At 59.8% G+C, this 23,901-nt stretch carries 18 protein-coding genes, 4 tRNA genes and 1 pseudogene; all 23 read right to left on the reverse strand.

All coding sequences use genetic code 11. The annotated features are described in order from the left end of the window. Positions 1 to 8 precede the first annotated feature (8 nt). Positions 9 to 836 carry a 50S ribosomal protein L2 gene (rplB, locus tag ABIE53_RS18690; RefSeq protein WP_029971246.1) on the reverse strand — a complete coding sequence of 276 codons (828 nt, stop codon included), beginning with the start codon at positions 834 to 836 and terminating at the stop codon, positions 9 to 11. A gap of 2 nt (positions 837 to 838) precedes the next feature. Next, a complete protein-coding gene (rplW, locus tag ABIE53_RS18695) occupies positions 839 to 1,153 on the reverse strand; it encodes a 50S ribosomal protein L23 (protein WP_007180135.1) in 315 nt (104 codons plus the stop codon). Beyond that, entirely contained in the window at positions 1,150 to 1,770 is a 621-nt protein-coding gene (gene rplD / locus ABIE53_RS18700) for a 50S ribosomal protein L4 (RefSeq protein ID WP_007180136.1), read from the reverse strand. Before rplD ends, rplW begins: the two co-directional genes overlap by 4 nt. Next, positions 1,770 to 2,429, reverse strand: a complete 660-nt coding sequence (gene rplC, locus ABIE53_RS18705) for a 50S ribosomal protein L3 (protein WP_029971245.1) — start codon at positions 2,427 to 2,429, stop codon at positions 1,770 to 1,772. The genes rplD and rplC overlap by 1 nt, the downstream gene beginning before the upstream one ends. Before the next feature lie 201 nt (positions 2,430 to 2,630). After that, positions 2,631 to 2,943 (reverse strand): annotated as a pseudogene (gene rpsJ / locus ABIE53_RS18710) (30S ribosomal protein S10). Positions 2,944 to 3,087: 144 nt separating this feature from the next. Continuing rightward, positions 3,088 to 4,278, reverse strand: a complete 1,191-nt coding sequence (tuf, locus tag ABIE53_RS18715) for an elongation factor Tu (RefSeq protein ID WP_012434572.1) — start codon at positions 4,276 to 4,278, stop codon at positions 3,088 to 3,090. Between the two features lie 47 nt (positions 4,279 to 4,325). Continuing rightward, positions 4,326 to 6,428, reverse strand: a complete 2,103-nt coding sequence (gene fusA, locus ABIE53_RS18720; protein WP_029972182.1) for an elongation factor G — start codon at positions 6,426 to 6,428, stop codon at positions 4,326 to 4,328. Positions 6,429 to 6,561: 133 nt separating this feature from the next. After that, on the reverse strand, positions 6,562 to 7,032 hold the full coding sequence (gene rpsG / locus ABIE53_RS18725) for a 30S ribosomal protein S7 (RefSeq protein ID WP_006053291.1): 471 nt from the start codon (positions 7,030 to 7,032) through the stop codon (positions 6,562 to 6,564). Positions 7,033 to 7,213: 181 nt separating this feature from the next. Then, positions 7,214 to 7,594 carry a 30S ribosomal protein S12 gene (gene rpsL, locus ABIE53_RS18730; RefSeq protein WP_006053290.1) on the reverse strand — a complete coding sequence of 127 codons (381 nt, stop codon included), beginning with the start codon at positions 7,592 to 7,594 and terminating at the stop codon, positions 7,214 to 7,216. Positions 7,595 to 7,816: 222 nt separating this feature from the next. Beyond that, the gene (gene recQ, locus ABIE53_RS18735; RefSeq protein ID WP_029972181.1) at positions 7,817 to 9,664 is read right to left on the reverse strand and encodes a DNA helicase RecQ; all 1,848 of its coding nucleotides are present in this window, start codon (positions 9,662 to 9,664) and stop codon (positions 7,817 to 7,819) included. 199 nt (positions 9,665 to 9,863) lie between these two features. Beyond that, complete coding sequence (gene rpoC, locus ABIE53_RS18740; protein WP_029972180.1) at positions 9,864 to 14,102, reverse strand: DNA-directed RNA polymerase subunit beta'; 4,239 nt, start codon at positions 14,100 to 14,102, stop codon at positions 9,864 to 9,866. A 21-nt stretch (positions 14,103 to 14,123) separates the two neighbouring features. Further along, positions 14,124 to 18,230 (reverse strand): DNA-directed RNA polymerase subunit beta, encoded by a 4,107-nt coding sequence (gene rpoB / locus ABIE53_RS18745; protein ID WP_029972179.1) that lies wholly within the window; start codon positions 18,228 to 18,230, stop codon positions 14,124 to 14,126. A gap of 369 nt (positions 18,231 to 18,599) precedes the next feature. Continuing rightward, complete coding sequence (gene rplL, locus ABIE53_RS18750) at positions 18,600 to 18,974, reverse strand: 50S ribosomal protein L7/L12 (protein ID WP_029972178.1); 375 nt, start codon at positions 18,972 to 18,974, stop codon at positions 18,600 to 18,602. 63 nt (positions 18,975 to 19,037) lie between these two features. Next, positions 19,038 to 19,541: a 50S ribosomal protein L10 gene (gene rplJ, locus ABIE53_RS18755; RefSeq protein WP_006053279.1), complete on the reverse strand. Its 504-nt coding sequence runs from the start codon at positions 19,539 to 19,541 to the stop codon at positions 19,038 to 19,040. A 300-nt stretch (positions 19,542 to 19,841) separates the two neighbouring features. Next, positions 19,842 to 20,540, reverse strand: coding sequence for a 50S ribosomal protein L1 (gene rplA, locus ABIE53_RS18760; RefSeq protein WP_006053278.1), 699 nt, complete (start codon positions 20,538 to 20,540; stop codon positions 19,842 to 19,844). Continuing rightward, positions 20,541 to 20,972, reverse strand: coding sequence for a 50S ribosomal protein L11 (rplK, locus tag ABIE53_RS18765; RefSeq protein WP_007180146.1), 432 nt, complete (start codon positions 20,970 to 20,972; stop codon positions 20,541 to 20,543). Between the two features lie 161 nt (positions 20,973 to 21,133). Beyond that, entirely contained in the window at positions 21,134 to 21,691 is a 558-nt protein-coding gene (nusG, locus tag ABIE53_RS18770) for a transcription termination/antitermination protein NusG (protein ID WP_007180147.1), read from the reverse strand. A 1-nt stretch (position 21,692) separates the two neighbouring features. Further along, positions 21,693 to 22,073 carry a preprotein translocase subunit SecE gene (secE, locus tag ABIE53_RS18775; protein WP_015003929.1) on the reverse strand — a complete coding sequence of 127 codons (381 nt, stop codon included), beginning with the start codon at positions 22,071 to 22,073 and terminating at the stop codon, positions 21,693 to 21,695. Between the two features lie 35 nt (positions 22,074 to 22,108). Further along, a tRNA-Trp gene (locus ABIE53_RS18780) sits at positions 22,109 to 22,184 on the reverse strand. A 64-nt stretch (positions 22,185 to 22,248) separates the two neighbouring features. Continuing rightward, positions 22,249 to 23,439 (reverse strand): elongation factor Tu, encoded by a 1,191-nt coding sequence (gene tuf / locus ABIE53_RS18785; RefSeq protein ID WP_012434572.1) that lies wholly within the window; start codon positions 23,437 to 23,439, stop codon positions 22,249 to 22,251. 63 nt (positions 23,440 to 23,502) lie between these two features. Then, a tRNA-Thr gene (locus ABIE53_RS18790) sits at positions 23,503 to 23,577 on the reverse strand. 16 nt (positions 23,578 to 23,593) lie between these two features. Beyond that, positions 23,594 to 23,667: transfer RNA gene (locus ABIE53_RS18795), tRNA-Gly, on the reverse strand. A 41-nt stretch (positions 23,668 to 23,708) separates the two neighbouring features. Then, positions 23,709 to 23,794, reverse strand: a tRNA-Tyr gene (locus ABIE53_RS18800). Between the last annotated feature and the right edge of the window lie 107 nt (positions 23,795 to 23,901).

The following is a 23,901-nucleotide window of genomic DNA, read 5'->3' on the forward strand; positions in this document are numbered from 1 at the left end:
CCTACTCCTTAACGCTTGTGACGGCGCTGGACGATCATGCTCGTCGTGCGCTTGTTGCTGCGGGTGCGATAACCCTTAGCAGGCGTGCCCCACGGGCTCACCGGATCGCGACCTGCAGCCGTCTTGCCTTCACCACCACCGTGCGGGTGATCGACCGGGTTCATTGCAACGCCGCGCACCGTCGGGCGGATACCGCGCCAGCGGTTCGCGCCAGCCTTGCCGATTTGACGGAGGCTATGCTCTTCGTTGCCAACTTCACCAATCGTCGCGCGGCACTCAACGTGAACGCGGCGGATTTCACCCGAGCGCAGGCGGACCTGTGCGTAGATGCCTTCACGAGCCAGCAGCATCGCCGACGTACCAGCCGAACGCGCCATTTGCGCGCCCTTGCCCGGCAGCATTTCGATGCAGTGGATCGTCGTACCGACCGGAATGTTACGGATCGGCAGCGTGTTGCCTGCGCGGATCGGCGCTTCCGAACCCGACATCAGTTGCTGGCCGACGGTGACACCCTTCGGAGCGATGATGTAACGGCGCTCGCCGTCTGCGTACAGAACCAGCGCGATGTTCGCGCTACGGTTCGGATCGTACTCAAGACGTTCGACCTTTGCCGGAATGCCATCCTTCGTGCGACGGAAGTCGACGACACGATAGTGATGCTTATGGCCGCCACCCTTATGACGCGTGGTGATGTGACCATTGTTGTTACGGCCGGCGGTCGAGGATTGCGCGTCGAGCAGCGGTGCGAACGGCTTGCCCTTGTACAGATCCTTGTTGACCACCTTGACCATCGCGCGGCGGCCCGGCGAAGTCGGCTTAACTTTAACGATTGCCATGATTACTTGGCCTCCGCTTCAAAGTTGATTTCCTGGCCGGGCTTCAGGCAGACGTACGCCTTCTTCACGTCTTTGCGCTTGCCCATGAAACGGCCAAAGCGCTTGGCTTTGCCCTTCGAGACCAGCACGTTGACGGAATTGACTTCCACCTTGAACAGCAGCTCGACTGCAGCTTTCACTTCCTGCTTCGTGGCATCGGGCGCGACTTCGAACACGACTTGCTCGTTCTTGTCGGCCACCAGCGTCGCCTTTTCGGAGATCACCGGCGCGAGCAGGACCTGCATCAAACGATGATCGTTTTTGCGAATCTCGCTCATGACAGCAACTCCTCGATCTGGGCGACCGCAGCCTTCGTGATCAGGATCTTCTTGAAGTAGATCAGCGACAGCGGGTCGGCGTAACGCGGCTCGACAACCGCCACGTGGGCGAGGTTGCGCGACGCGAGGTACAGGTTTTCGTCAACCGTGTCGGTAATCACCAGCACGGAGTCGAGACCCATCGCCTTGAATTTTTCGGCCAGCAGCTTCGTCTTCGGCGCTTCGAGCGTCAGCTCGTCGACCACCGAGATACGGCCTTCGCGGGCCAGCTGCGAGAAGATCGAGCAGAGACCTGCGCGATGCATCTTCTTGTTGACCTTGTGCGAAAAGTTTTCTTCCGGCGAATTCGGGAAGATCCGGCCACCGCCGCGCCACAACGGGCTCGACGACATACCGGCACGGGCCCGGCCCGTACCCTTCTGGCGCCACGGCTTCTTGGTCGTGTGCTTGACTTGCTCACGGTCCTTCTGCGCGCGGTTGCCGCTACGGGCATTCGCTTGATACGCCACCACGACCTGGTGAATCAGGGCTTCGTTGTAATCGCGGCCGAACACGACGTCCGACGCGCTAACGCCTGCACCTTCCTGACCATTGGCATTCAGGAGCTTAAGTTCCATTATTTCGCTCCTTTCACGGCACGCGTCTTCACGGCCGGCGTAACGAATACCTTGCCACCCTTCGCACCCGGAACGGCGCCCTTGACCAGCAACAGGTTGCGGTCAGCGTCGATACGAGCGATTTCGAGGTTTTGCACCGTTACCGTGTCGTCACCCATGTGACCGGTCATGCGCTTACCCGGGAAAACACGACCCGGATCCTGCGCCATACCGATCGAACCCGGCACGTTGTGCGAGCGCGAGTTACCGTGCGATGCACGGCCGGATGCGAAGTTGTAACGCTTGATGGTACCGGCGTAGCCCTTACCGATCGACACGCCTTGCACGTCGACCTTCTGGCCCACTTCGAACAGGTCAGGACCGACCACGGCGCCGTTCGACAACTCGGCAGCCTTAGCGGCATCGATCTGGAATTCTTTGAGGATTTCACCGGCTTGAACACCGGCTTTGGCGAGATGACCGGCCAACGGCTTCGTCACACGCGATGCACGGCGCGTACCGAATGCAACCTGCACGGCCGTGTAGCCGTCGGTTTCAACAGTCTTGATCTGCGTCACGCGGTTGTCGGACACGTCCAGCACGGTAACGGGAATCGAATCCCCTTCTGCCGTGAAGATACGGGTCATGCCAACCTTGCGACCTACGAGTCCAAGGCTCATCGTTTTCTCCATTCCCGACTGCGATTGGTCGGGGCTAATTTACAAAATGCCGGTGCCGTTTCGGGCGTGAATTCACGCTGCAGCACACCGACTTTTTTGCGCCAATGCGCGAAAAGCCTTGCATTATAGCGAGGCTTTTCGTTTTCCGCAAGCAATCAAAGACTTAGCGTTACCCGGCGTGCCGGGTGCGGCCCAAGGGCCTTATTGCAGCTTGATTTCGACGTCCACGCCAGCCGGCAGGTCCAGCTTCATCAGTGCGTCGACGGTCTTGTCCGTCGGATCGACGATGTCCATCAGGCGTTGGTGCGTACGGATTTCGAGCTGATCGCGCGACGTCTTGTTGACGTGCGGCGAACGCAGGATGTCGAAGCGTTGAATACGGGTCGGCAGCGGCACCGGACCACGAACGATTGCGCCAGTCCGCTTTCGCGGTGTCGACGATCTCAGCAGCCGATTGATCGATCAGGCGATAGTCGAAAGCCTTCAGGCGAATGCGGATTTTCTGGTTCTGCATGACAATTCCTTGGAAAAGAGCGAGGCGGTATTGCACCGCCAGACGATAAAAGAGCGTAGAGCCGGATGCCCGCCGGAAGCGGGCGCCCGGCTCCGGGCACCACTTACTGCAAAAGCTTTACTGCCAAAACGTCAATCCGCGATTTTACTCGAGAATCTTGGCAACGACACCTGCGCCAACGGTACGGCCACCTTCACGGATGGCGAAGCGCAGACCTTCTTCCATCGCGATCGGGTTGATCAGCTTCACCGTGATCGACACGTTGTCGCCCGGCATGACCATTTCCTTGTCCTTCGGCAGCTCGATCGAGCCCGTCACGTCCGTCGTACGGAAGTAGAACTGCGGACGGTAGTTGTTGAAGAACGGCGTGTGACGGCCGCCTTCGTCCTTGCTCAGCACGTACACTTCAGCCGTGAAGTGCGTGTGCGGGTTGATCGAACCCGGCTTGGCCAGCACCTGGCCACGCTCCACGTCTTCGCGCTTCGTGCCGCGCAGCAGGATACCGACGTTGTCGCCTGCCTGACCCTGGTCGAGCAGCTTGCGGAACATTTCCACGCCCGTGCAGGTCGTCTTCACCGTCGGCTTGATACCGACGATTTCGATTTCCTCGCCGACCTTCACGACGCCGCGCTCAACGCGACCCGTGACCACCGTGCCGCGACCCGAGATCGAGAACACGTCTTCCACCGGCATCAGGAACGCGCCGTCCACTGCGCGCTCCGGCGTCGGGATGTACGTGTCCAGCGCGTCGGCCAGGTTCATGATCGCCACTTCGCCCAGCTCGCCCTTGTCGCCTTCCAGCGCCAGCTTGGCCGAACCCTTGATGATCGGCGTGTCGTCGCCCGGGAAGTCGTACTTCGACAGAAGCTCGCGCACTTCCATCTCGACCAGCTCCAGCAGCTCGGCGTCGTCCACCATGTCGCACTTGTTCAGGAACACGATGATGTACGGCACGCCAACCTGACGCGCCAGCAGGATGTGCTCACGCGTTTGCGGCATCGGGCCGTCAGCGGCCGAGCACACCAGGATCGCGCCGTCCATCTGCGCCGCGCCCGTGATCATGTTCTTCACATAGTCAGCGTGGCCCGGGCAGTCGACGTGTGCGTAGTGGCGGTTAGCCGTTTCGTACTCGACGTGTGCCGTGTTGATCGTGATGCCACGTGCCTTTTCTTCCGGCGCCGCGTCGATCTGGTCGTATGCCTTCGCTTCGCCGCCGAACTTCTGCGTCAGAACCGTCGTGATCGCTGCCGTCAGCGTGGTCTTGCCGTGGTCAACGTGACCGATCGTGCCGACGTTCACGTGCGGCTTGGTCCGTTCGAATTTACCTTTAGCCATGTTTCTCTTCTTTCAAAAAGTTAATCGTTGAATGACTTGCCGCGCGATTACTTCGACTTGGCGTTGATGATCGCTTCCGACACATTACGCGGTGCTTCAGCGTAGTGCTTGAACTCCATCGTGTACGTTGCACGACCCTGGGTCAGCGAACGCAGCGACGTCGAGTAGCCGAACATTTCCGACAGCGGAACTTCTGCGCGGACGATCTTGCCGCCGCCAACCATGTCGTCCATGCCCTGCACGATGCCGCGACGACCCGACAGGTCGCCCATCACGTTGCCCATGTAATCTTCAGGCGTTTCGACTTCAACAGCCATCATCGGTTCGAGGATGACCGGTTGAGCCTTGCGCATTGCTTCCTTGAACGCCATCGAACCGGCCATGCGGAATGCATTTTCGTTCGAGTCGACGTCGTGGTACGAACCGAACGTCAGGTGAACCTTCACGTCAACGACCGGGAAGCCCGCCAGCACGCCAGCCTTCAGCGTTTCCTGGATACCCTTGTCGACTGCCGGGATGTATTCACGCGGAATCACACCGCCCTTGATCTCGTCCAGGAACTCGTAGCCCTTGCCTTGCTCGTTCGGCTCGAGCGTGATGACCGCGTGACCGTACTGGCCGCGACCACCCGACTGCTTGACGAACTTGCCGTCAACGTCTTCCGCCTTGCCGCGAATCGTTTCGCGGTACGCAACCTGCGGCTTGCCGACAGTTGCTTCCACGCCGAATTCGCGCTTCATACGGTCAACCAGAATTTCGAGGTGGAGCTCGCCCATGCCCGAAATAATGGTTTGGCCCGATTCTTCGTCCGTTTGGACGCGGAACGACGGATCTTCCTGAGCCAGACGGTTCAGTGCCAGACCCATCTTTTCCTGGTCAGGCTTCGTCTTCGGCTCAACAGCCTGCGAGATCACCGGTTCCGGGAAAATCATGCGCTCGAGGACGATTGGGTGTTGCGGATCGCACAGCGTGTCGCCCGTCGTCGCTTCCTTCAGGCCGACCGCCGCGGCGATGTCGCCCGCGCGCACTTCCTTGATTTCTTCGCGCTGGTTCGCGTGCATCTGCAGAATACGGCCGAGACGTTCCTTCTTGTCCTTGGTCGCGTTCAGCACCGTGTCGCCCGAATTGACGACGCCCGAGTACACACGGAAGAAGATCAGCTGGCCGACGAACGGGTCGGTCATGATCTTGAATGCCAGCGACGAGAACTTTTCGTCGTCGGCAGCACGGCGCTCACCCTTCTCGCCGTTTTCCAGTTCGCCCGTAACCGGCGGAATGTCGATCGGCGACGGCAGGAAGTCCAGAACCGCGTCCAGCATACGCTGCACGCCCTTGTTCTTGAACGCGGTGCCGCACAGCATCGGCTGGATTTCGCAAGCGATCGTACGGTCGCGCAGACCCTTGATGATTTCCGCTTCGGAGAGCTCGCCCTCTTCCAGGTACTTGTTCATCAATTCTTCGCTCGACTCAGCGGCCGCTTCGATCATCTTCTCGCGCCATTCGTTGCACGAATCGAGGAGTTCAGCCGGGATTTCTTCGTACGAGAACTTGGTGCCCTGGGACGCGTCGTCCCAAATGATCGCCTTCATCTTCATCAGGTCGACGACGCCCGTGAAGTTTTCTTCCGCGCCGATAGGCACCACGACCGGAACCGGGTTTGCCTTCAGACGCAGCTTCAGTTGGTCGTAAACCTTGAAGAAGTTCGCGCCGGTACGGTCCATCTTGTTGATGAACGCGAGACGGGGAACCTTGTACTTGTTAGCCTGACGCCAGACCGTTTCCGATTGCGGCTGCACGCCGCCCACAGCGCAGTACACCATGCACGCGCCGTCGAGCACGCGCATGGAGCGCTCGACTTCAATCGTGAAGTCGACGTGACCCGGGGTGTCGATGATGTTGATGCGGTGCTCAGCGCGGTCGCCGGCCATGCCCTTCCAGAACGCCGTCGTAGCAGCCGACGTGATCGTGATGCCGCGTTCCTGCTCCTGCTCCATCCAGTCCATGGTCGCAGCGCCGTCGTGAACTTCACCAATCTTGTGGTTCACGCCGGTATAGAACAGGATGCGCTCGGTCGTCGTCGTTTTGCCGGCGTCGATGTGAGCGCTAATACCGATGTTACGGTAGCGCTCGATAGGTGTCTTGCGAGCCACTTTGATCCTCTATTGGGATAACGCGATGCGAGAAAAATACCCATCGCGCTGTAACACAAACGGGCGAGGCGCTTTGTAAGCGCACCCGCCCGGAATTTCTTTCCGTTGTTTCTGCTAACCCGATGCGGGAAGCTTAGAAACGGAAATGCGAGAACGCCTTGTTGGCTTCTGCCATCCGGTGAACTTCGTCGCGCTTCTTCATTGCGCCGCCACGGCCTTCGGCCGCTTCGGAGAGTTCACCTGCCAGACGCAGGGCCATCGACTTCTCGCTGCGCTTCTTCGCGGCTTCACGCAGCCAACGCATCGCCAATGCCATACGACGCGACGGACGCACTTCGACCGGAACCTGATAGTTCGCACCACCAACGCGGCGGCTCTTCACTTCGACCACCGGCTTGACGTTGTTGAGCGCTACCGTGAACACTTCCAGCGGGTCCTTGCCACCCTTGGTCTGGATCTGTTCGAAAGCGCCGTACACGATGCGCTCGGCAACAGACTTCTTGCCGGACAGCATCAGCACGTTCATGAACTTAGCTACATCTACGTTACCGAACTTCGGATCCGGCAACACTTCCCGCTTGGGGACTTCGCGACGACGCGGCATGTTTCTTCCTTTAACTTTTCAGTTGGAGCTACTTTTAGCCCCGCGGCCACCAACTAACCCGATTCATCTCTTACGACTTACCAGCCTGGTCGGGTGACCACTTACTCGACAGCACCGGCGATTCCGGCACCACCGCTATTACCGCCTTTGCAGGCGACCTTAACTGCTGCTGACCGGCGAATTACTTGCCGGCCTTGGCACGCTTCGCACCGTACTTCGAGCGAGCCTGCTTACGATCCTTGACGCCCTGGGTATCCAGCGAGCCGCGAACCATGTGGTAACGCACACCCGGCAAGTCCTTCACACGGCCGCCGCGAATCAGCACGACCGAGTGTTCCTGCAGGTTGTGGCCTTCACCACCGATGTACGAAATAACTTCGAAACCGTTCGTGAGGCGCACCTTCGCGACCTTACGAAGTGCCGAGTTCGGCTTCTTAGGCGTCGTGGTGTACACACGGGTGCACACGCCGCGACGCTGGGGGCAGTCCTGCAAGGCCGGGCTCTTGCTCTTCGTCGTTTCCGACGTGCGGCCTTTGCGAACCAGTTGATTGATGGTTGGCATTGTCTATTCCTGAAATTGAACAAAATCGACGCATCTGTTTTCGGGCAAAGCGAAAACGACTGCGCATCGAACTTCCGGCTGCGACCGCGAGCGCGTGAACAGAGTCCGCGCGCAAGCATCCCAAGAACCGGAACCTAGCATAATATTCCGAAAATACTAAGCGAGTCAACAGGTTGCAATGTTTCGCAGACCTGTGGACCTGTTGCGGCGACCGCGGACGGCTTAGTCCGCGGCGACGACTTCGAGCAGTTCGTCCCCGAAACGGTCGAGCTTGCGCGCGCCCATGCCTGGAATGCCTCGCAAGTCCTCGATCGAGTCTGGGCCGTTGCGCGCGATCTCCGCGAGTGTCGCGTCGTGGAAAATCACGTAGGCGGGCACGCCGTCGCTCTTCGCGGTTTCCGTGCGCCAGGTGCGCAAACGCTCCCAGCGCGCCCGCTCGCGCGGCCCCATTCCGATGGTCGGGTCCGCCCGCTCGCTGGTTCGTCCGGACGACTGACGCGTGCGCGTCGGCTTCACATAGCGGCGCATCGTCACGTTCTGTTCGCCTTTCAGAACGGGCTTGCTCGCCTCGGTCAGGACAAGCGAGCCGAAGCCCTCATGGTCGACCGTCAGATAGCCGAACGCCACGAGCTGTCGAAACACCGCGCGCCACTCCGGCTCGCCGAGCGCCGCGCCAATGCCGAACGTGGTCAGCTTCTCATGACCGCGCTGAACGATTTTTTCGCTCCGGTTGCCGCGCAGAATATCTATCAGATGGCCGGCGCCGAAGTGAAAACCGCTCGCCCGCTGCGCCCGGAACACGCACGACAGCGCCATTTGCGCCTCGCGCGTCGCGTCCCATGTGGCGGGCGGCTCGAGGCAGTTGTCGCAGTTACCGCAAGGCTTGCTCGATTCGCCGAAGTACGCCAGAAGCCGCACGCGCCGGCAGGTCGCAGCCTCGCACAGGCCGAGCAGCGCATCGAGCTTGCCGGTCTGGACGCGCTTATGCGCGTCGTCGGCGTCCGATTCGTCGATCATCTTGCGCTGCTGCACGACGTCGCCGAGGCCGTAGGCCATCCACGCATTGGCCGGCATGCCGTCGCGGCCCGCGCGGCCGGTTTCCTGGTAATACCCTTCGACGCTCTTCGGCAAATCGAGGTGAGCGACGAACCGCACGTCCGGCTTGTCGATGCCCATACCGAACGCGATCGTCGCGCACATCACAATGCCTTCCTCGCGCTGGAACATTTCCTGATGCTTCTGGCGCGTTTCGAATTCCATGCCGGCGTGATACGGCAGCGCGCGCATGCCCTTTTCCTTGAGCCACTCGGCCGTCTCTTCGACCTTGCGCCGCGACAGACAATAGACGACGCCAGCGTCGGTCGTGCCGTCGGCTCGCGTGTGTTCCGCGCGGATAAAGTCGAGCAACTGCGTGCGCGCGTTGTCTTTTTCGACGATCCGATAACGAATGTTCGGCCGATCGAAGCTCGAGACGAAAATGCGAGCGTCGTCGAGCGCGAGACGATGAATGATTTCGTCGCGCGTGATGGCGTCCGCGGTCGCCGTCAGCGCAATGCGCGGTACGTTCGGGAAACGCTCGTGCAGCACGGAAAGCTGAATGTATTCCGGCCGGAAGTCGTGCCCCCATTGCGACACGCAATGCGCTTCGTCGATCGCGAAAAGTCCGATGCGCGTGCGTTCCAGCAGTTCCTGGAATCGCGGCGTCATCAGGCGCTCGGGCGCCACGTAAAGCAAGTCGATCTCGCCGTCGCGCAGCGCGCGTTCGGTAGCCATCGCCTCGGCGCTGGAGAGCGTCGAGTTCAGGTACGCCGCGCGCACACCGACTTCGGTGAGCGCAGCCACCTGGTCCTGCATCAGCGCGATCAGTGGCGACACCACGATGCCCGTGCCGAAGCCGCCTTCGCGGCGCACCAGCGACGGAATCTGATAGCACAGCGATTTGCCGCCGCCCGTTGGCATCAGCACGAGACAGTCACCGCCGCCGGCGACGTGCTCGACAATTTCGCCTTGCTGTCCTCTGAACGCGGGGTAACCAAAAACTTCGTTGAGGATTTCGAGCGGACGGGACATGAATTTGAGAGAGGCGGCGTAAAGCGGTGACACGAATTTTACCAACGCATTCGTGCTGCGCCCGCGCTTTGCGACAACGTTAGCCATCCGGGCTAGGAATCGGCGACGTCGCGCGGCAAAAAGGCGCATAAAAAAAGCCGCTCAGTCGAAACTGAGCGGCTTCGCTGGCTAGAGCCCAAGCGGCTTACGCCGCCGGGACTTACTCGCCTGAGTGCTGCTGTTCGGCGGCCGGGGTTTCCGGCGTACCGAATTCGAACGACTCTTCCGCTGCGATCTGATCGAAACGCTCGCGGTCGGACAGTTCCTTGCTCTTGCGCGCCTTGTGGAACGCGAGACCCGTACCGGCCGGAATCAGACGGCCGACGATCACGTTTTCCTTCAGACCGCGCAGGTCGTCGCGCTTGCCCATGATCGCCGCTTCGGTCAGCACGCGGGTCGTTTCCTGGAACGACGCCGCCGAGATGAACGAATCGGTCGACAACGAGGCCTTCGTGATACCGAGCAGCACGTTTTCGTACGTTGCCGGACGCTTGTCTTCCGCGATCATACGGTCGTTCTCGTCGAGCATATCCGACCGCTCGACCTGTTCGCCCGGGATGAAGCGCGTATCGCCGTTGTCCGTAATCTGCACGCGGCGCAGCATCTGACGAACAATCACTTCAATGTGCTTGTCGTTGATCTTCACGCCTTGCAGACGGTACACGTCCTGCACTTCGTCCACGATGTAGCGCGACAGCGCCTCGACGCCCTGCAGACGCAGGATGTCGTGCGGATCGGCCGGTCCGTCCACGATCATTTCGCCCTTGTTGACGACCTGACCATCGTGAACCAGAACCTGCTTTTCCTTCGCGATCAGGAACTCGTGCTGGTTGCCCTCGAGGTCCGTGATAACGAGACGCTGCTTGCCCTTCGTGTCCTTACCGAACGACGTCGTACCCGTGACTTCCGCCAGGATACCTGCGTCCTTCGGCGAACGTGCTTCGAACAGTTCCGCCACACGCGGCAGACCGCCGGTAATGTCACGCGTCTTCTGCGATTCAGTCGGGATACGTGCGAGCACTTCACCGACCTGCACTTGCTGACCGTCCTTCACAGTGATCAGAGCGCCGACCTGGAAGCCGATCTGCACCGAGTGCTCGGTGTTCGGGATCTTGACTTCCTCGCCGTTCGCGTCGAGCAGCTTGACCTGCGGACGCACCGTCTTCGCGGCTTGCGAACCGCGACGCTTCACGTCGATCACGACGAGCGTGGACAGCCCCGTCACATCGTCGATCTGCTTCGCAACCGTCACGCCTTCTTCGACGTTCTCGAACTTCACCGTACCGCCGTACTCGGTGATGATCGGACGCGTCATCGGGTCCCACGTCGCCAGTTGCGTGCCGGCTTTGATCTGCGCGCCGTCCAGTTGCAACAGCGTCGCGCCGTACGGCACCTTGTGACGTTCGCGCTCGCGACCGTGGTCGTCGGTGATCATCGCTTCGCCCGAGCGCGAGATGACGATCTGCTCGCCCTTCGCGTTGGTGACGTAACGCATCGTCGACGTGAAACGCACCGTACCGTTCGACTTGGCTTCAACCGACGAAGCCACTGCCGCACGCGACGCCGCGCCACCGATGTGGAACGTACGCATGGTCAGCTGCGTGCCCGGCTCGCCGATCGACTGAGCGGCGATCACACCCACAGCCTCACCGACGTTCACGAGCGAGCCACGGCCCAGGTCGCGGCCATAGCAGGCTGCGCACAGACCGTAACGCGTTTCGCAAGTCAGCGGCGTGCGCACGCGCACTTCGTCGATGCCGAGGCGTTCGATTTCCTCGACCGCGTCTTCGTCGAGCAGCGTGCCCGATTCGTACAGCGTTTCCTGCGATTCCGGATTGACGACGTCAGCCACCGCCACGCGACCCAGGATACGGTCACGCAGAGCTTCGACGACTTCACCGCCTTCGACCAACGCCTTCATGGCGACGCCGTTGGACGTACCGCAATCGTCCTCGACCACCACCAGATCCTGCGTCACGTCGACGAGACGTCGCGTCAGGTAACCGGAGTTCGCCGTCTTCAGTGCCGTATCAGCCAGACCCTTACGTGCGCCGTGGGTCGAGATGAAGTACTGCAACACGTTCAGGCCTTCGCGGAAGTTCGCCGTAATCGGCGTCTCGATGATCGAGCCGTCCGGCTTGGCCATCAGGCCACGCATACCGGCCAGCTGACGAATCTGAACCGCGGAACCACGAGCACCCGAGTCCGCCATCATGTAGATGGAGTTGAACGACTCCTGACGCGTTTCGTTGCCGTCGCGATCGACCACCGGCTCCGTCGAGAGCTGCTCCATCATCGCCTTGCCGACCGCTTCCGACGTTGCCGACCAGATGTCGACCACGTTGTTGTAGCGCTCTTGTGACGTGACGAGACCCGACATGTACTGACGGTCGTATTCCTTCACCTTCTTCGCAGCGTCGCCGACGATGGTTTCCTTCTGCGGCGGAACGAGCATGTCGTCCACGCAGATCGAAATACCAGCGCGCGTTGCCAGACGGAAACCCGACTGCATCAACTGGTCGGCGAAAATCACCGTTTCGCGCAGACCGCACTTGCGGAATGCGGTGTTGATGAGGCGCGAGATTTCCTTCTTCTTCAGCGGCTTGTTCAGCACCGAGAACGGCAGGCCCGGCGGAAGAATCTCCGACAGGATTGCACGGCCGACGGTCGTTGCATACAGCGTGATCTTCGGCACGAATGCCGGCGCGCCTTCCGACTTGTCTTCGTTGTGGACCATTTCGGTGATCCGCACGTTGACGCGCGAGGCGAGCTCGACTTCCTTGTTCTCGTAGGCACGCAGCGCTTCCGAGACGCCCGTGAACGTCAGGCCTTCGCCCTTGCCGTTCACTGCTTCACGGGTCGCGTAGTAGAGACCGAGCACGATATCCTGCGACGGCACAATCGACGGATCGCCGTTAGCCGGGAACAGCACGTTGTTCGACGCCAGCATCAGCGTGCGCGCTTCCATCTGCGCTTCGAGCGACAGCGGAACGTGAACAGCCATCTGGTCACCGTCGAAGTCGGCGTTGAACGCCGCGCAAACGAGCGGATGCAGCTGGATCGCCTTACCTTCGATCAGCACCGGCTCGAAAGCCTGAATGCCAAGACGGTGCAGCGTCGGCGCACGGTTCAGCATGACCGGATGTTCGCGGATCACCTCTTCGAGGATGTCCCACACCACCGGTGTCTGGTTCTCGACTTCCTTCTTCGCAGCCTTGATGGTGGTAGCGACACCCATCACTTCGAGCTTGTTGAAGATGAACGGCTTGAACAGTTCGAGCGCCATCAGCTTCGGCAAACCGCACTGATGCAGCTTGAGCGTCGGGCCGACCACGATCACCGAACGGCCGGAATAGTCAACGCGCTTACCGAGCAGGTTCTGACGGAAACGACCGCCCTTACCCTTGATCATGTCGGCGAGCGACTTCAGCGGACGCTTGTTCGCGCCGGTCATTGCCTTACCGCGACGACCGTTGTCGAGCAGCGAATCGACGGCTTCCTGCAGCATCCGCTTTTCGTTGCGGACGATGATTTCAGGCGCCTTCAGTTCGAGCAGACGCTTCAACCGGTTGTTACGGTTGATCACGCGGCGATACAGGTCGTTCAGGTCCGACGTCGCGAAGCGGCCGCCATCCAGCGGCACCAGCGGACGCAGTTCCGGCGGCAGCACCGGCAGCACTTCGAGCACCATCCAGTCAGGCTTGATGCCCGAACGCTGGAATGCCTCGAGCACCTTCAGGCGCTTCGCGTACTTCTTGATCTTCGCTTCCGAACCCGTGTTCTTGAGTTCGGTGCGGAGCATCTCGACCTGTTCGTCGATGTTGATCGCACGCAGCAGTTCGCGAACGCCTTCCGCGCCCATCTCGGCACGGAATTCGTCACCGTACTCTTCGACCTTGTTGTAGTAATCCTCTTCGGTCATGATCTGCCGCGCTTTCAGCGGCGTCATGCCCGGATCGATCACCACATACGCTTCGAAGTACAGCACGCGTTCGATGTCGCGCAGCGTCATGTCGAGCACCATGCCCAGACGCGACGGCAGCGACTTCAGGAACCAGATGTGCGCGACCGGCGAGGCCAGCTCAATGTGGCCCATCCGTTCACGACGCACCTTGGCGAGCGTCACTTCGACGCCGCACTTCTCGCAGATCACGCCACGATGCTTCAGGCGCTTGTACTTGCCGCAAAGGCATTCGTAGTCTTTGATCGGCCCGAAAATCTTCGCGCAGAACAGACCATCGCGTTCCGGCTTGAACGTCCGGTAGTTGATGGTTTCCGGCTTCTTCACTTCACCGAAAGACCACGAACGGATCTTGTCCGGCGAGGCCAGACCGATCTTGATCGCGTCAAAAACTTCAGGTTGTTGGACTTGCTTGAATAGATCGAGCAAAGCTTTCATCGCTTCTCTCCAGTAGTCCGATTAGTTGCGGTCGAGGTCGATATCGATACCGAGCGAGCGGATTTCCTTCACCAGCACGTTGAAGGATTCCGGCATGCCTGCATCGATCACGTGATCGCCCTTGACCAGGTTCTCGTACACCTTGGTCCGGCCTGTCACGTCGTCCGACTTCACCGTCAGCATTTCCTGCAGCACGTACGATGCACCGTACGCTTCGAGCGCCCACACTTCCATTTCACCGAAACGCTGGCCACCGAACTGCGCCTTACCGCCCAACGGCTGCTGCGTCACGAGCGAGTACGGGCCCGTGGAACGCGCGTGCATCTTGTCGTCGACCAGGTGGTGCAGCTTCAGGTAGTGCATGTAGCCGACCGTCACCGTACGTTCGAACATTTCGCCCGTGCGGCCGTCGTACAGACGCACCTGATTCTTCGACGGCGTCATGCCGAGGTTCTTCGCGATGTCGTCCGGGAAAGCCAGATCCAGCGCGCGCGACATTTCTTCTTCCGTCGCGCCGTCGAACACCGGCGTTGCGAACGGCACGCCTTCGCGCAGGTTCTTCGCCAGTTCGACGATTTCCTCGTCGGTGAAGCTGTCCAGCTCTTCGGCGCGGCCCGACTCGTTGTAGATCTTGGTCAGGAATTCGCGCAGTTCAGCGATCTTCGCCTGACGCTGCAGCATTTCGCCGATACGCCAGCCGAGACCCTTCGCGGCCCAACCCAGATGCACTTCGAGAACCTGACCCACGTTCATCCGCGACGGCACGCCGAGCGGGTTCAGAACGACGTCAGCCGGACGGCCGTCGGCCATGTACGGCATGTCTTCGATCGGAACGATCTTCGACACGACACCCTTGTTACCGTGGCGGCCGGCCATCTTGTCGCCAGGCTGCAGGCGGCGCTTGACTGCCAGATACACCTTGACCATCTTCAACACGCCCGGCGGCAGTTCGTCGCCTTGCGTGAGCTTCTTGCGCTTTTCTTCGAACGCCAGGTCGAACTGGTGACGCTTCTGTTCGATCGAGTCCTTGATAGCTTCGAGCTGTGCCGCTGCTTCTTCGTCCGCGAGGCGGATGTCGAACCAGTGGTAATGGTCGAGATCTTCCAGGTAAGCCTGTTCGATCTTCGTACCCTTCGCGAGCTTCTTCGGACCGCCGTTCGCGACCTTGCCGGTCAGCATACGTGCGAGACGCTGGAACGCGTCGCCTTCCACGATGCGCAGCTGGTCGTTCAGGTCGAGGCGGTAGCGCTTCAGTTCATCGTCGATGATCTGCTGCGCACGCTTGTCGCGCTGAATGCCTTCACGCGTGAACACTTGTACGTCGATGACCGTGCCGCTCATGCCCGACGGCACGCGCAGCGACGTGTCCTTCACGTCCGAAGCCTTTTCACCGAAGATCGCGCGCAGCAGCTTTTCTTCCGGCGTCAACTGGGTTTCGCCCTTCGGCGTGACCTTGCCGACCAGCACGTCGCCTGCTTCGACTTCCGCGCCGATGTACACGATGCCCGACTCGTCGAGACGGCCAAGTTGCACTTCCGCGAGGTTCGAGATGTCGCGCGTGATTTCTTCCGGTCCGAGCTTCGTGTCGCGAGCCACGACGTTCAGTTCTTCGATGTGGATCGACGTGTAACGGTCGTCGGCCACCACCTTCTCAGAGATCAAAATCGAGTCTTCGAAGTTGTAGCCATTCCACGGCATGAACGCGACCAGCATGTTCTGGCCGAGAGCCAGTTCGCCAAGATCCGTCGATGCGCCGTCAGCCAGCACGTCGCCGCGCGAAACCTTGTCGCCGACCTTCACGATCGGACGCTGGTTGATGTTCGTGTTCTGGTTCGAACGCGTGTACTTGATCAGGTTGTAGATGTCGACACCGACGTCGCCAGCCACCGCTTCCTCGTCGTTCACGCGAATCACGATACGGCCTGCGTCGACATAGTCGACCACACCGCCGCGGAATGCCTGAACCGTCGTGCCCGAGTCGACCGCCACCGTGCGCTCGATACCCGTACCGACCACGGCCTTTTCAGGACGCAGACATGGCACAGCCTGACGCTGCATGTTCGAGCCCATCAACGCGCGGTTCGCGTCGTCGTGCTCGAGGAACGGAATCAGCGATGCGGCCACCGACACGATCTGCGACGGCGCCACGTCCATGTACTGGATGCGGTCCGGCGTGACCATCAGCGTTTCGCCGGCTTCACGCGACGACACCAGTTCGTCGGTCAGCGAGCCGTCTTCAGCCACGGCCGCATTCGCCTGAGCGATCACGTAACGGCCTTCTTCGATCGCCGACAGATAGTCGATCTGATCCGTCACCTTGCTGTCCACGACCTTGCGATACGGCGTTTCCAGGAAGCCGTATTCGTTCAGGTGCGCGTACAGAGCCAACGAGTTGATCAGGCCGATGTTCGGACCTTCAGGCGTTTCAATCGGGCACACACGACCGTAGTGCGTCGGATGCACGTCGCGGACTTCAAAGCCAGCGCGCTCACGCGTCAAACCGCCCGGGCCAAGTGCCGAAACACGGCGCTTGTGGGTGATTTCCGACAGCGGGTTGGTCTGGTCCATGAACTGCGACAGCTGCGACGAACCGAAGAACTCGCGAATCGCCGACGAAATCGGCTTCGAGTTGATCAGGTCGTGCGGCATCAGGTTTTCGCTTTCGGCCTGGCCGAGGCGTTCCTTGACAGCACGTTCGACACGCACGAGACCTGCGCGGAACTGGTTTTCCGCCAGTTCGCCGACGCAACGCACACGACGATTGCCCAAGTGGTCGATGTCGTCCACTTCGCCCTTGCCGTTACGCAGCTCGACCAGGATCTTGATCGTGGCGAGGATGTCGTCGTCTTGCAGCGTCATCGGTCCGATGATCTCGTCGCGGCCCACGCGACGATTGAACTTCATACGGCCCACCTTGGACAGGTCGTATGCGTCTTCGCTGTAGAACAGACGGTTGAACAGCGCCTCGACCGCTTCTTCGGTCGGCGGTTCGCCCGGACGCATCATGCGGTAGATCGCGATGCGCGCGGCCATCTTGTCCGCGGTTTCGTCGATACGCAGCGTGGACGAGATGTACGGACCCTGGTCCAGATCGTTCGTGTAGAGCGTCTGGATGTCCTTGATCTTCGATTCGCGCAGCTTCTCGAGGACGGTTTCAGTGATTTCGTCGTTCGCGTTGGCGATGACTTCACCCGTGTCGCCGTCGACGACATTCTTCGCCAGCACGCGGCCGAGCAGATAGTCTTCCGGGACCGAGATGAACTTGGTCTTCGCGTTGTCCAGGTCGCGGATGTGCTTTGCGTTGATCCGCTTGTCCTTCTGGACGATCACGTTGCCGTCACGGTCCGTGATGTCGAAGCGCGCGACTTCGCCACGCAGACGCTCCGGCACGAACTCCATCTGCGCGCCTTCCGGCATCAGCGTGAAGTTATCGAACACGAAGAAGTTTGCGAGGATCTGTTCCGGCGTCAGGCCGATTGCCTTCAGCAGGATCGTGACCGGCATCTTGCGGCGACGGTCGACGCGGAAGTACAGCACGTCCTTCGGGTCGAACTCGAAGTCGAGCCACGAACCGCGGTAAGGAATGATACGTGCCGAGAACAGGAGCTTGCCCGAGCTGTGCGTCTTGCCCTTGTCGTGTTCGAAGAACACGCCAGGCGAACGGTGCAGTTGCGAAACGATCACACGCTCCGTACCGTTGATGACGAACGAACCCGTCGGCGTCATGAGCGGAATTTCGCCCATGTACACTTCCTGTTCCTTCACTTCCTTGACGACCGGCTTGCTCGGCGATTCTTTATCGAGCAGCACCAGACGCACTTTCGCGCGCAGCGCCGAGCAGTACGTCAAACCGCGCTGCTGACATTCCTTGATGTTGAATGCCGGCGGCGACAGCATGTAGCTGACGAACTCAAGACGTGCGAACCCGTTGTGCGAAACGATCGGGAAAACGGATGTGAACGCAGCCTGCAGGCCTTCCGGCTTGCGCTGCGTAGACGGCGTGTCTGCTTGCAGAAACGTGCTGAATGATTCAAGCTGGGTAGCCAGCAGGAAAGGTACTTGGTGAACGATGGGGCGCTTCGCAAAACTCTTACGAATGCGCTTCTTCTCGGTGAAGGAATATTGCATACGATCTCCGAATCACGGCGGGCATTGTTGTCGAGGCAGGATACCTTGATGAGACAACCCGAGTGTTCACCGACTGAGACCCGATGGCCGTCCGATGGCTTGAACGAGCCTAGAAGCTTGGTGGTTGGCCGCTACCAACCGCTGGCTGACGGCAGCGGATGCCTATGTTGCCCGCTACCCGACCAAACTTGCCTTCTGCAGTCGCTTCAGAAGACAAAGAGAAGCGCCGGTCAATGTTGCCGATAGGCGGTTTTCTTTGGCTTCTGGGAGTCACATTATTGCCGTACAGCGAGGCAAAAACGCGTCCCCCACAAAGCACAAAAAGGCCGGCGGTGAAAAACCGCCAGCCTTCGCACAGCGCGCTGAAACTTACTTGATTTCAGCTTTCGCGCCGGCTTCTTCCAGCTTCTTCTTGGCTTCTTCTGCAGCAGCCTTCGGTACCGCTTCCTTAACAGGCTTCGGTGCGCCGTCGACCAGGTCCTTCGCTTCCTTCAGGCCGAGACCCGTCAGTTCACGAACTGCCTTAATGACGGAAACCTTGTTCGCGCCAACGTCAACCAGGTTGACCGTGAATTCGGTTTGCTCTTCAGCTGCAGCAGCAGCGCCGCCGCCTGCCGGGCCTGCCACTGCAACAGCAGCTGCCGACACGCCAAACTTTTCTTCGAACGCCTTGACCAGTTCGTTCAGTTCCAGAACCGACATCGAGCTTACTGCCTCGAGGATGTCATCTTTTGCGATTGCCATTTGAAATACTCCTAAATTGAATTCGGATACAGCCAGCGATCAATCACGCTCGACTGAAGTACATTACGCAGCGGTTTCTTCGCCTTGTTTCTTTTCTGCCAGCGCGGCCAGAGCGCGCGCAAAGCCAGAAACAGGTGCTTGCATGACGTACAACAGCTTGGAGAGCAGTTCTTCGCGGCTCGGGATGTTTGCCAGCGCTTGCACGCCAGCCTTGTCCATCACCTTGCCTTCGTAGGAACCAGCCTTGATGACCAACTTGTCATTGCTTTTGCCGAAGTCATTGACGACCTTAGCAGCGGCAATTGCATCTTCCGAGATGCCGTAGATCAGGGGGCCAGTCATCTGCTCTGCCAGCGGAGCGAACGGCGTACCTTCGACAGCGCGACGCGCCAGCGTGTTCTTCAACACGCGAAGGTAGACCTGTTGCTCACGCGCTTTCGCGCGCAGCTTGGTCAGATCGCCAACCGTGATCCCACGATACTCAGCCAGAACCACGGTCTGGGCTTTCGCGACTTGCGCGGCAACCTCAGCGACGACGGCCTGCTTGCTTTCTTTGTTGAGTGGCACGGTTAACCTCCAGATTCGATACACGCAGCGTGCGCCTTGTGTACCGCGTTCAATAACGGCGTCCGACCAGTCAGGAGTATTTCGACCGCCCGACACACGCATTGCTGCGGATGCCAACCGGTTTCATCACTACAAAACCTTTTCGGGTTCGCCATCTGCGTTGGCTTTGCATTAAGGGTCCGCCTACCTGCTGCGTGCCCGCCAACGGTCTTTGACAACCGGTTGCTTGATGCGAACTGCCACCTCACAACCGCCCAAAGCCCATAAACCGCCCCGATTTTCATCGAGGCGATGAATTACTTACTGTGCCGCGAGCGATGCCTGATCGACGCGAACGCCGACACCCATCGTGCTCGACAGAGCGACCTTACGCAGGTACACGCCCTTGCTCGTTGCCGGCTTGGCCTTTTGCAGTGCGTCGATGAGCGCGCTCAGATTGCTGCGCAGAGCCGTCGGCTCGAACGAAGCGCGGCCAATCGTGGCGTGGATGATACCCGCTTTGTCGACACGGAATTGCACCTGACCAGCCTTGGCGTTCTTGACCGCAGTCGCGACGTCCGGCGTGACCGTACCGACCTTCGGGTTCGGCATCAGGCCGCGCGGGCCGAGGATCTGACCGAGCGTACCAACAACACGCATCGTGTCCGGCGAAGCGATCACGATGTCGAAGTCCAGATTGCCGGCCTTGACTTGTTCAGCCAGGTCTTCCATACCGACGACTTCAGCGCCGGCTGCGCGAGCCTGCTCAGCCTTTTCGCCTTGCGCGAACACTGCCACGCGCACCGACTTGCCTGTACCTGCAGGCAGAACGACCGAACCGCGGACCACTTGGTCCGACTTCTTTGCGTCGATGCCGAGTTGAACAGCGACGTCGATCGACTCATCGAACTTTGCGCTTGCGCATTCCTTCACGAGCGACAGAGCGTCGTCGATCGGGTACAGCTTCTGACGGTCAACCTTTGCTGCAAATGCTTGCAGACGCTTCGAAAGCTTAGCCATTTACACGCCCTCCACGGTGATGCCCATCGAGCGGGCGCTACCAGCGATCGTACGAACCGCTGCGTCCAGATCAGCTGCCGTCAGATCGGGCATCTTGGTCTTGGCGATGTCTTCAGCTTGAGCGCGGGTGATCTTGCCGACCTTGTCGGTATGCGGCTTGCTCGAACCCTTGTCGATCTTCGCTGCCTTCTTGATCAGAACCGTTGCCGGCGGCGTCTTCAGGACGAACGTGAAGCTCTTGTCAGCGAACGCGGTGATCACGACCGGAATCGGCAGACCTGGTTCCAGAGCTTGAGTCTGCGCGTTAAACGCCTTGCAGAACTCCATGATGTTCAGGCCACGTTGGCCCAGTGCCGGACCGACCGGCGGCGACGGGTTGGCTTTACCTGCAGGAATCTGCAGCTTGATAAAGCCGATGATTTTCTTTGCCATGTTGAAAACCTCGTTGGAACGTCGCGTTGGCTGCAAACGTTCAGTGAGTAGTAGCGCGCGTTCACCGGAATCCGGCTACTTACGCTCCTCAACGGTCATTACGCGGACCGTAAGCGCGAAGTGCGAAACGCGCCGATAGGCGCGCTCCGCGGAATTCTGGATTACAACTTTTCGACCTGGCCGAATTCCAGCTCGACCGGCGTTGCACGGCCGAAGATCGTAACGGATACACGGACGCGCGACTTTTCGTAGTTCACTTCTTCGACGCTGCCGTTGAAATCGGTGAAAGGACCGTCCTTTACCCGGACCATCTCGCCGACCTCGAACAGGGTCTTTGGACGCGGCTTTTCCACGCCTTCCTGCATCTGCGACATGATCTTCTCGACTTCCCGCGGGGAAATCGGACTCGGGCGATTACGCGCACCACCTACGAAACCCGTGACCTTCGCGGTGTTCTTCACGAGGTGCCACGTTTCATCCGTCATTTCCATTTCCACGAGCACGTAGCCCGGGAAGAAACGACGTTCGGTCACCGACTTGTGACCACCCTTCACCTCGACAACCTCTTCGGTCGGGACGAGGATCTGGCCAAACTGGTCTTGCATGCCGGCGCGTTCGATGCGCTCCTGAAGCGCGCGTTGCACGCTCTTCTCCATGCCGGAGTAGGCGTGCACGACGTACCAACGTTTGCCGCTCGGAGATGCCGGAGTATCGCTCATATCATTTCCAACCCAGAATCACCGAGAAAATCGCCCATTCGATGGATTTATCGCTAACCCAAAGAAAGATCGCCATCACAAACACGAAGCCAAACACCACCAACGTTGTCTGAGTAGCCTCTTTGCGAGTCGGCCAGACAACCTTGCGGACTTCCTTGTACGAATCTTTGGCGAAAGCGATGAAACCCTTGCCAGGCGCGGATAGAAGACCGACTGCAACACCCGCGATTGCACCAACAGCCAAGGCGGCTCCGCGGACGTACCATTCCTGACCGTTAAGCCAGAAGAACCCCACGAACCCGGCCAAGACTAGCAATACGCCCGCGACGAGCATCAGCTTGTCGCCGGATGTATTTACAGTTTCGACGGAAGGATTCGCCATAACACCTTAACGAAGCGTCAATTTGACGCGAGAGTTGGCAGGGGCAGAGGGAATCGAACCCCCAACCTTCGGTTTTGGAGACCGACGCTCTGCCAGTTGAGCTATACCCCTAAACCATTTGGGGTTGACGACACCGCCAACCCCGAAACTACAGATTAACGAGAACTATCTGGCGTTACTCGAGAATCTTGGCAACGACACCTGCGCCGACGGTACGGCCACCTTCACGGATAGCGAAGCGCAGACCTTCTTCCATCGCGATCGGGTTGATCAGCTTCACCGTGATCGACACGTTGTCGCCCGGCATGACCATTTCCTTGTCCTTCGGCAGCTCGATCGAGCCCGTCACGTCCGTCGTACGGAAGTAGAACTGCGGACGGTAGTTGTTGAAGAACGGCGTGTGACGGCCGCCTTCGTCCTTGCTCAGCACGTACACTTCAGCCGTGAAGTGCGTGTGCGGGTTGATCGAACCCGGCTTGGCCAGCACCTGGCCACGCTCCACGTCTTCGCGCTTCGTGCCGCGCAGCAGGATACCGACGTTGTCGCCTGCCTGACCCTGGTCGAGCAGCTTGCGGAACATTTCCACGCCCGTGCAGGTCGTCTTCACCGTCGGCTTGATACCGACGATTTCGATTTCCTCGCCGACCTTCACGACGCCGCGCTCAACGCGACCCGTCACCACCGTGCCGCGACCCGAGATCGAGAACACGTCTTCCACCGGCATCAGGAACGCGCCGTCCACTGCGCGCTCCGGCGTCGGGATGTACGTGTCCAGCGCGTCGGCCAGGTTCATGATCGCCACTTCGCCCAGCTCGCCCTTGTCGCCTTCCAGCGCCAGCTTGGCCGAACCCTTGATGATCGGCGTGTCGTCGCCCGGGAAGTCGTACTTCGACAGAAGCTCGCGCACTTCCATCTCGACCAGCTCCAGCAGCTCGGCGTCGTCCACCATGTCGCACTTGTTCAGGAACACGATGATGTACGGCACGCCAACCTGACGCGCCAGCAGGATGTGCTCACGCGTTTGCGGCATCGGGCCGTCAGCGGCCGAGCACACCAGGATCGCGCCGTCCATCTGTGCCGCGCCCGTGATCATGTTCTTCACATAGTCAGCGTGGCCCGGGCAGTCGACGTGTGCGTAGTGGCGGTTAGCCGTTTCGTACTCGACGTGTGCCGTGTTGATCGTGATGCCACGTGCCTTTTCTTCCGGCGCCGCGTCGATCTGGTCGTATGCCTTCGCTTCGCCGCCGAACTTCTGCGTCAGAACCGTCGTGATCGCTGCCGTCAGCGTGGTCTTGCCGTGGTCAACGTGACCGATCGTGCCGACGTTCACGTGCGGCTTGGTCCGCTCAAACTTACCCTTGGCCATTTTCGACTCCTAAGAGGATTTATCCGTACGTTGCGCCGGGCGCAAACAATCACCGAGTACTTCTGGTGCCCATGGGCAGGATCGAACTGCCGACCTCTCCCTTACCAAGGGAGTGCTCTACCACTGAGCCACATGGGCGCTACTTCTATATTGCTGGAGCGGGTGAAGGGAATCGAACCCTCGTCGTAAGCTTGGAAGGCTTCTGCTCTACCATTGAGCTACACCCGCAAGGACCCATGGATTCCCAACAACTGCTACAACTTGCATTCTGGTGGAGGAGGTTGGATTCGAACCAACGTAGGCGTAAGCCAACAGATTTACAGTCTGCCCCCTTTAGCCACTCGGGCACCCCTCCGCAGAGAACTGATGATTATGGGGGAACAACCGCTCGATGTCAAGAGTTAGTCGACTGTTCCAAACCCAAATGCTCTCACTTATATGCAGTGTTTTTAGCACTGCCGT

The organism is Paraburkholderia sp. OAS925 (assembly GCF_040543975.1).
Taxonomy (GTDB): Bacteria; Pseudomonadota; Gammaproteobacteria; order Burkholderiales; family Burkholderiaceae; genus Paraburkholderia; species Paraburkholderia graminis.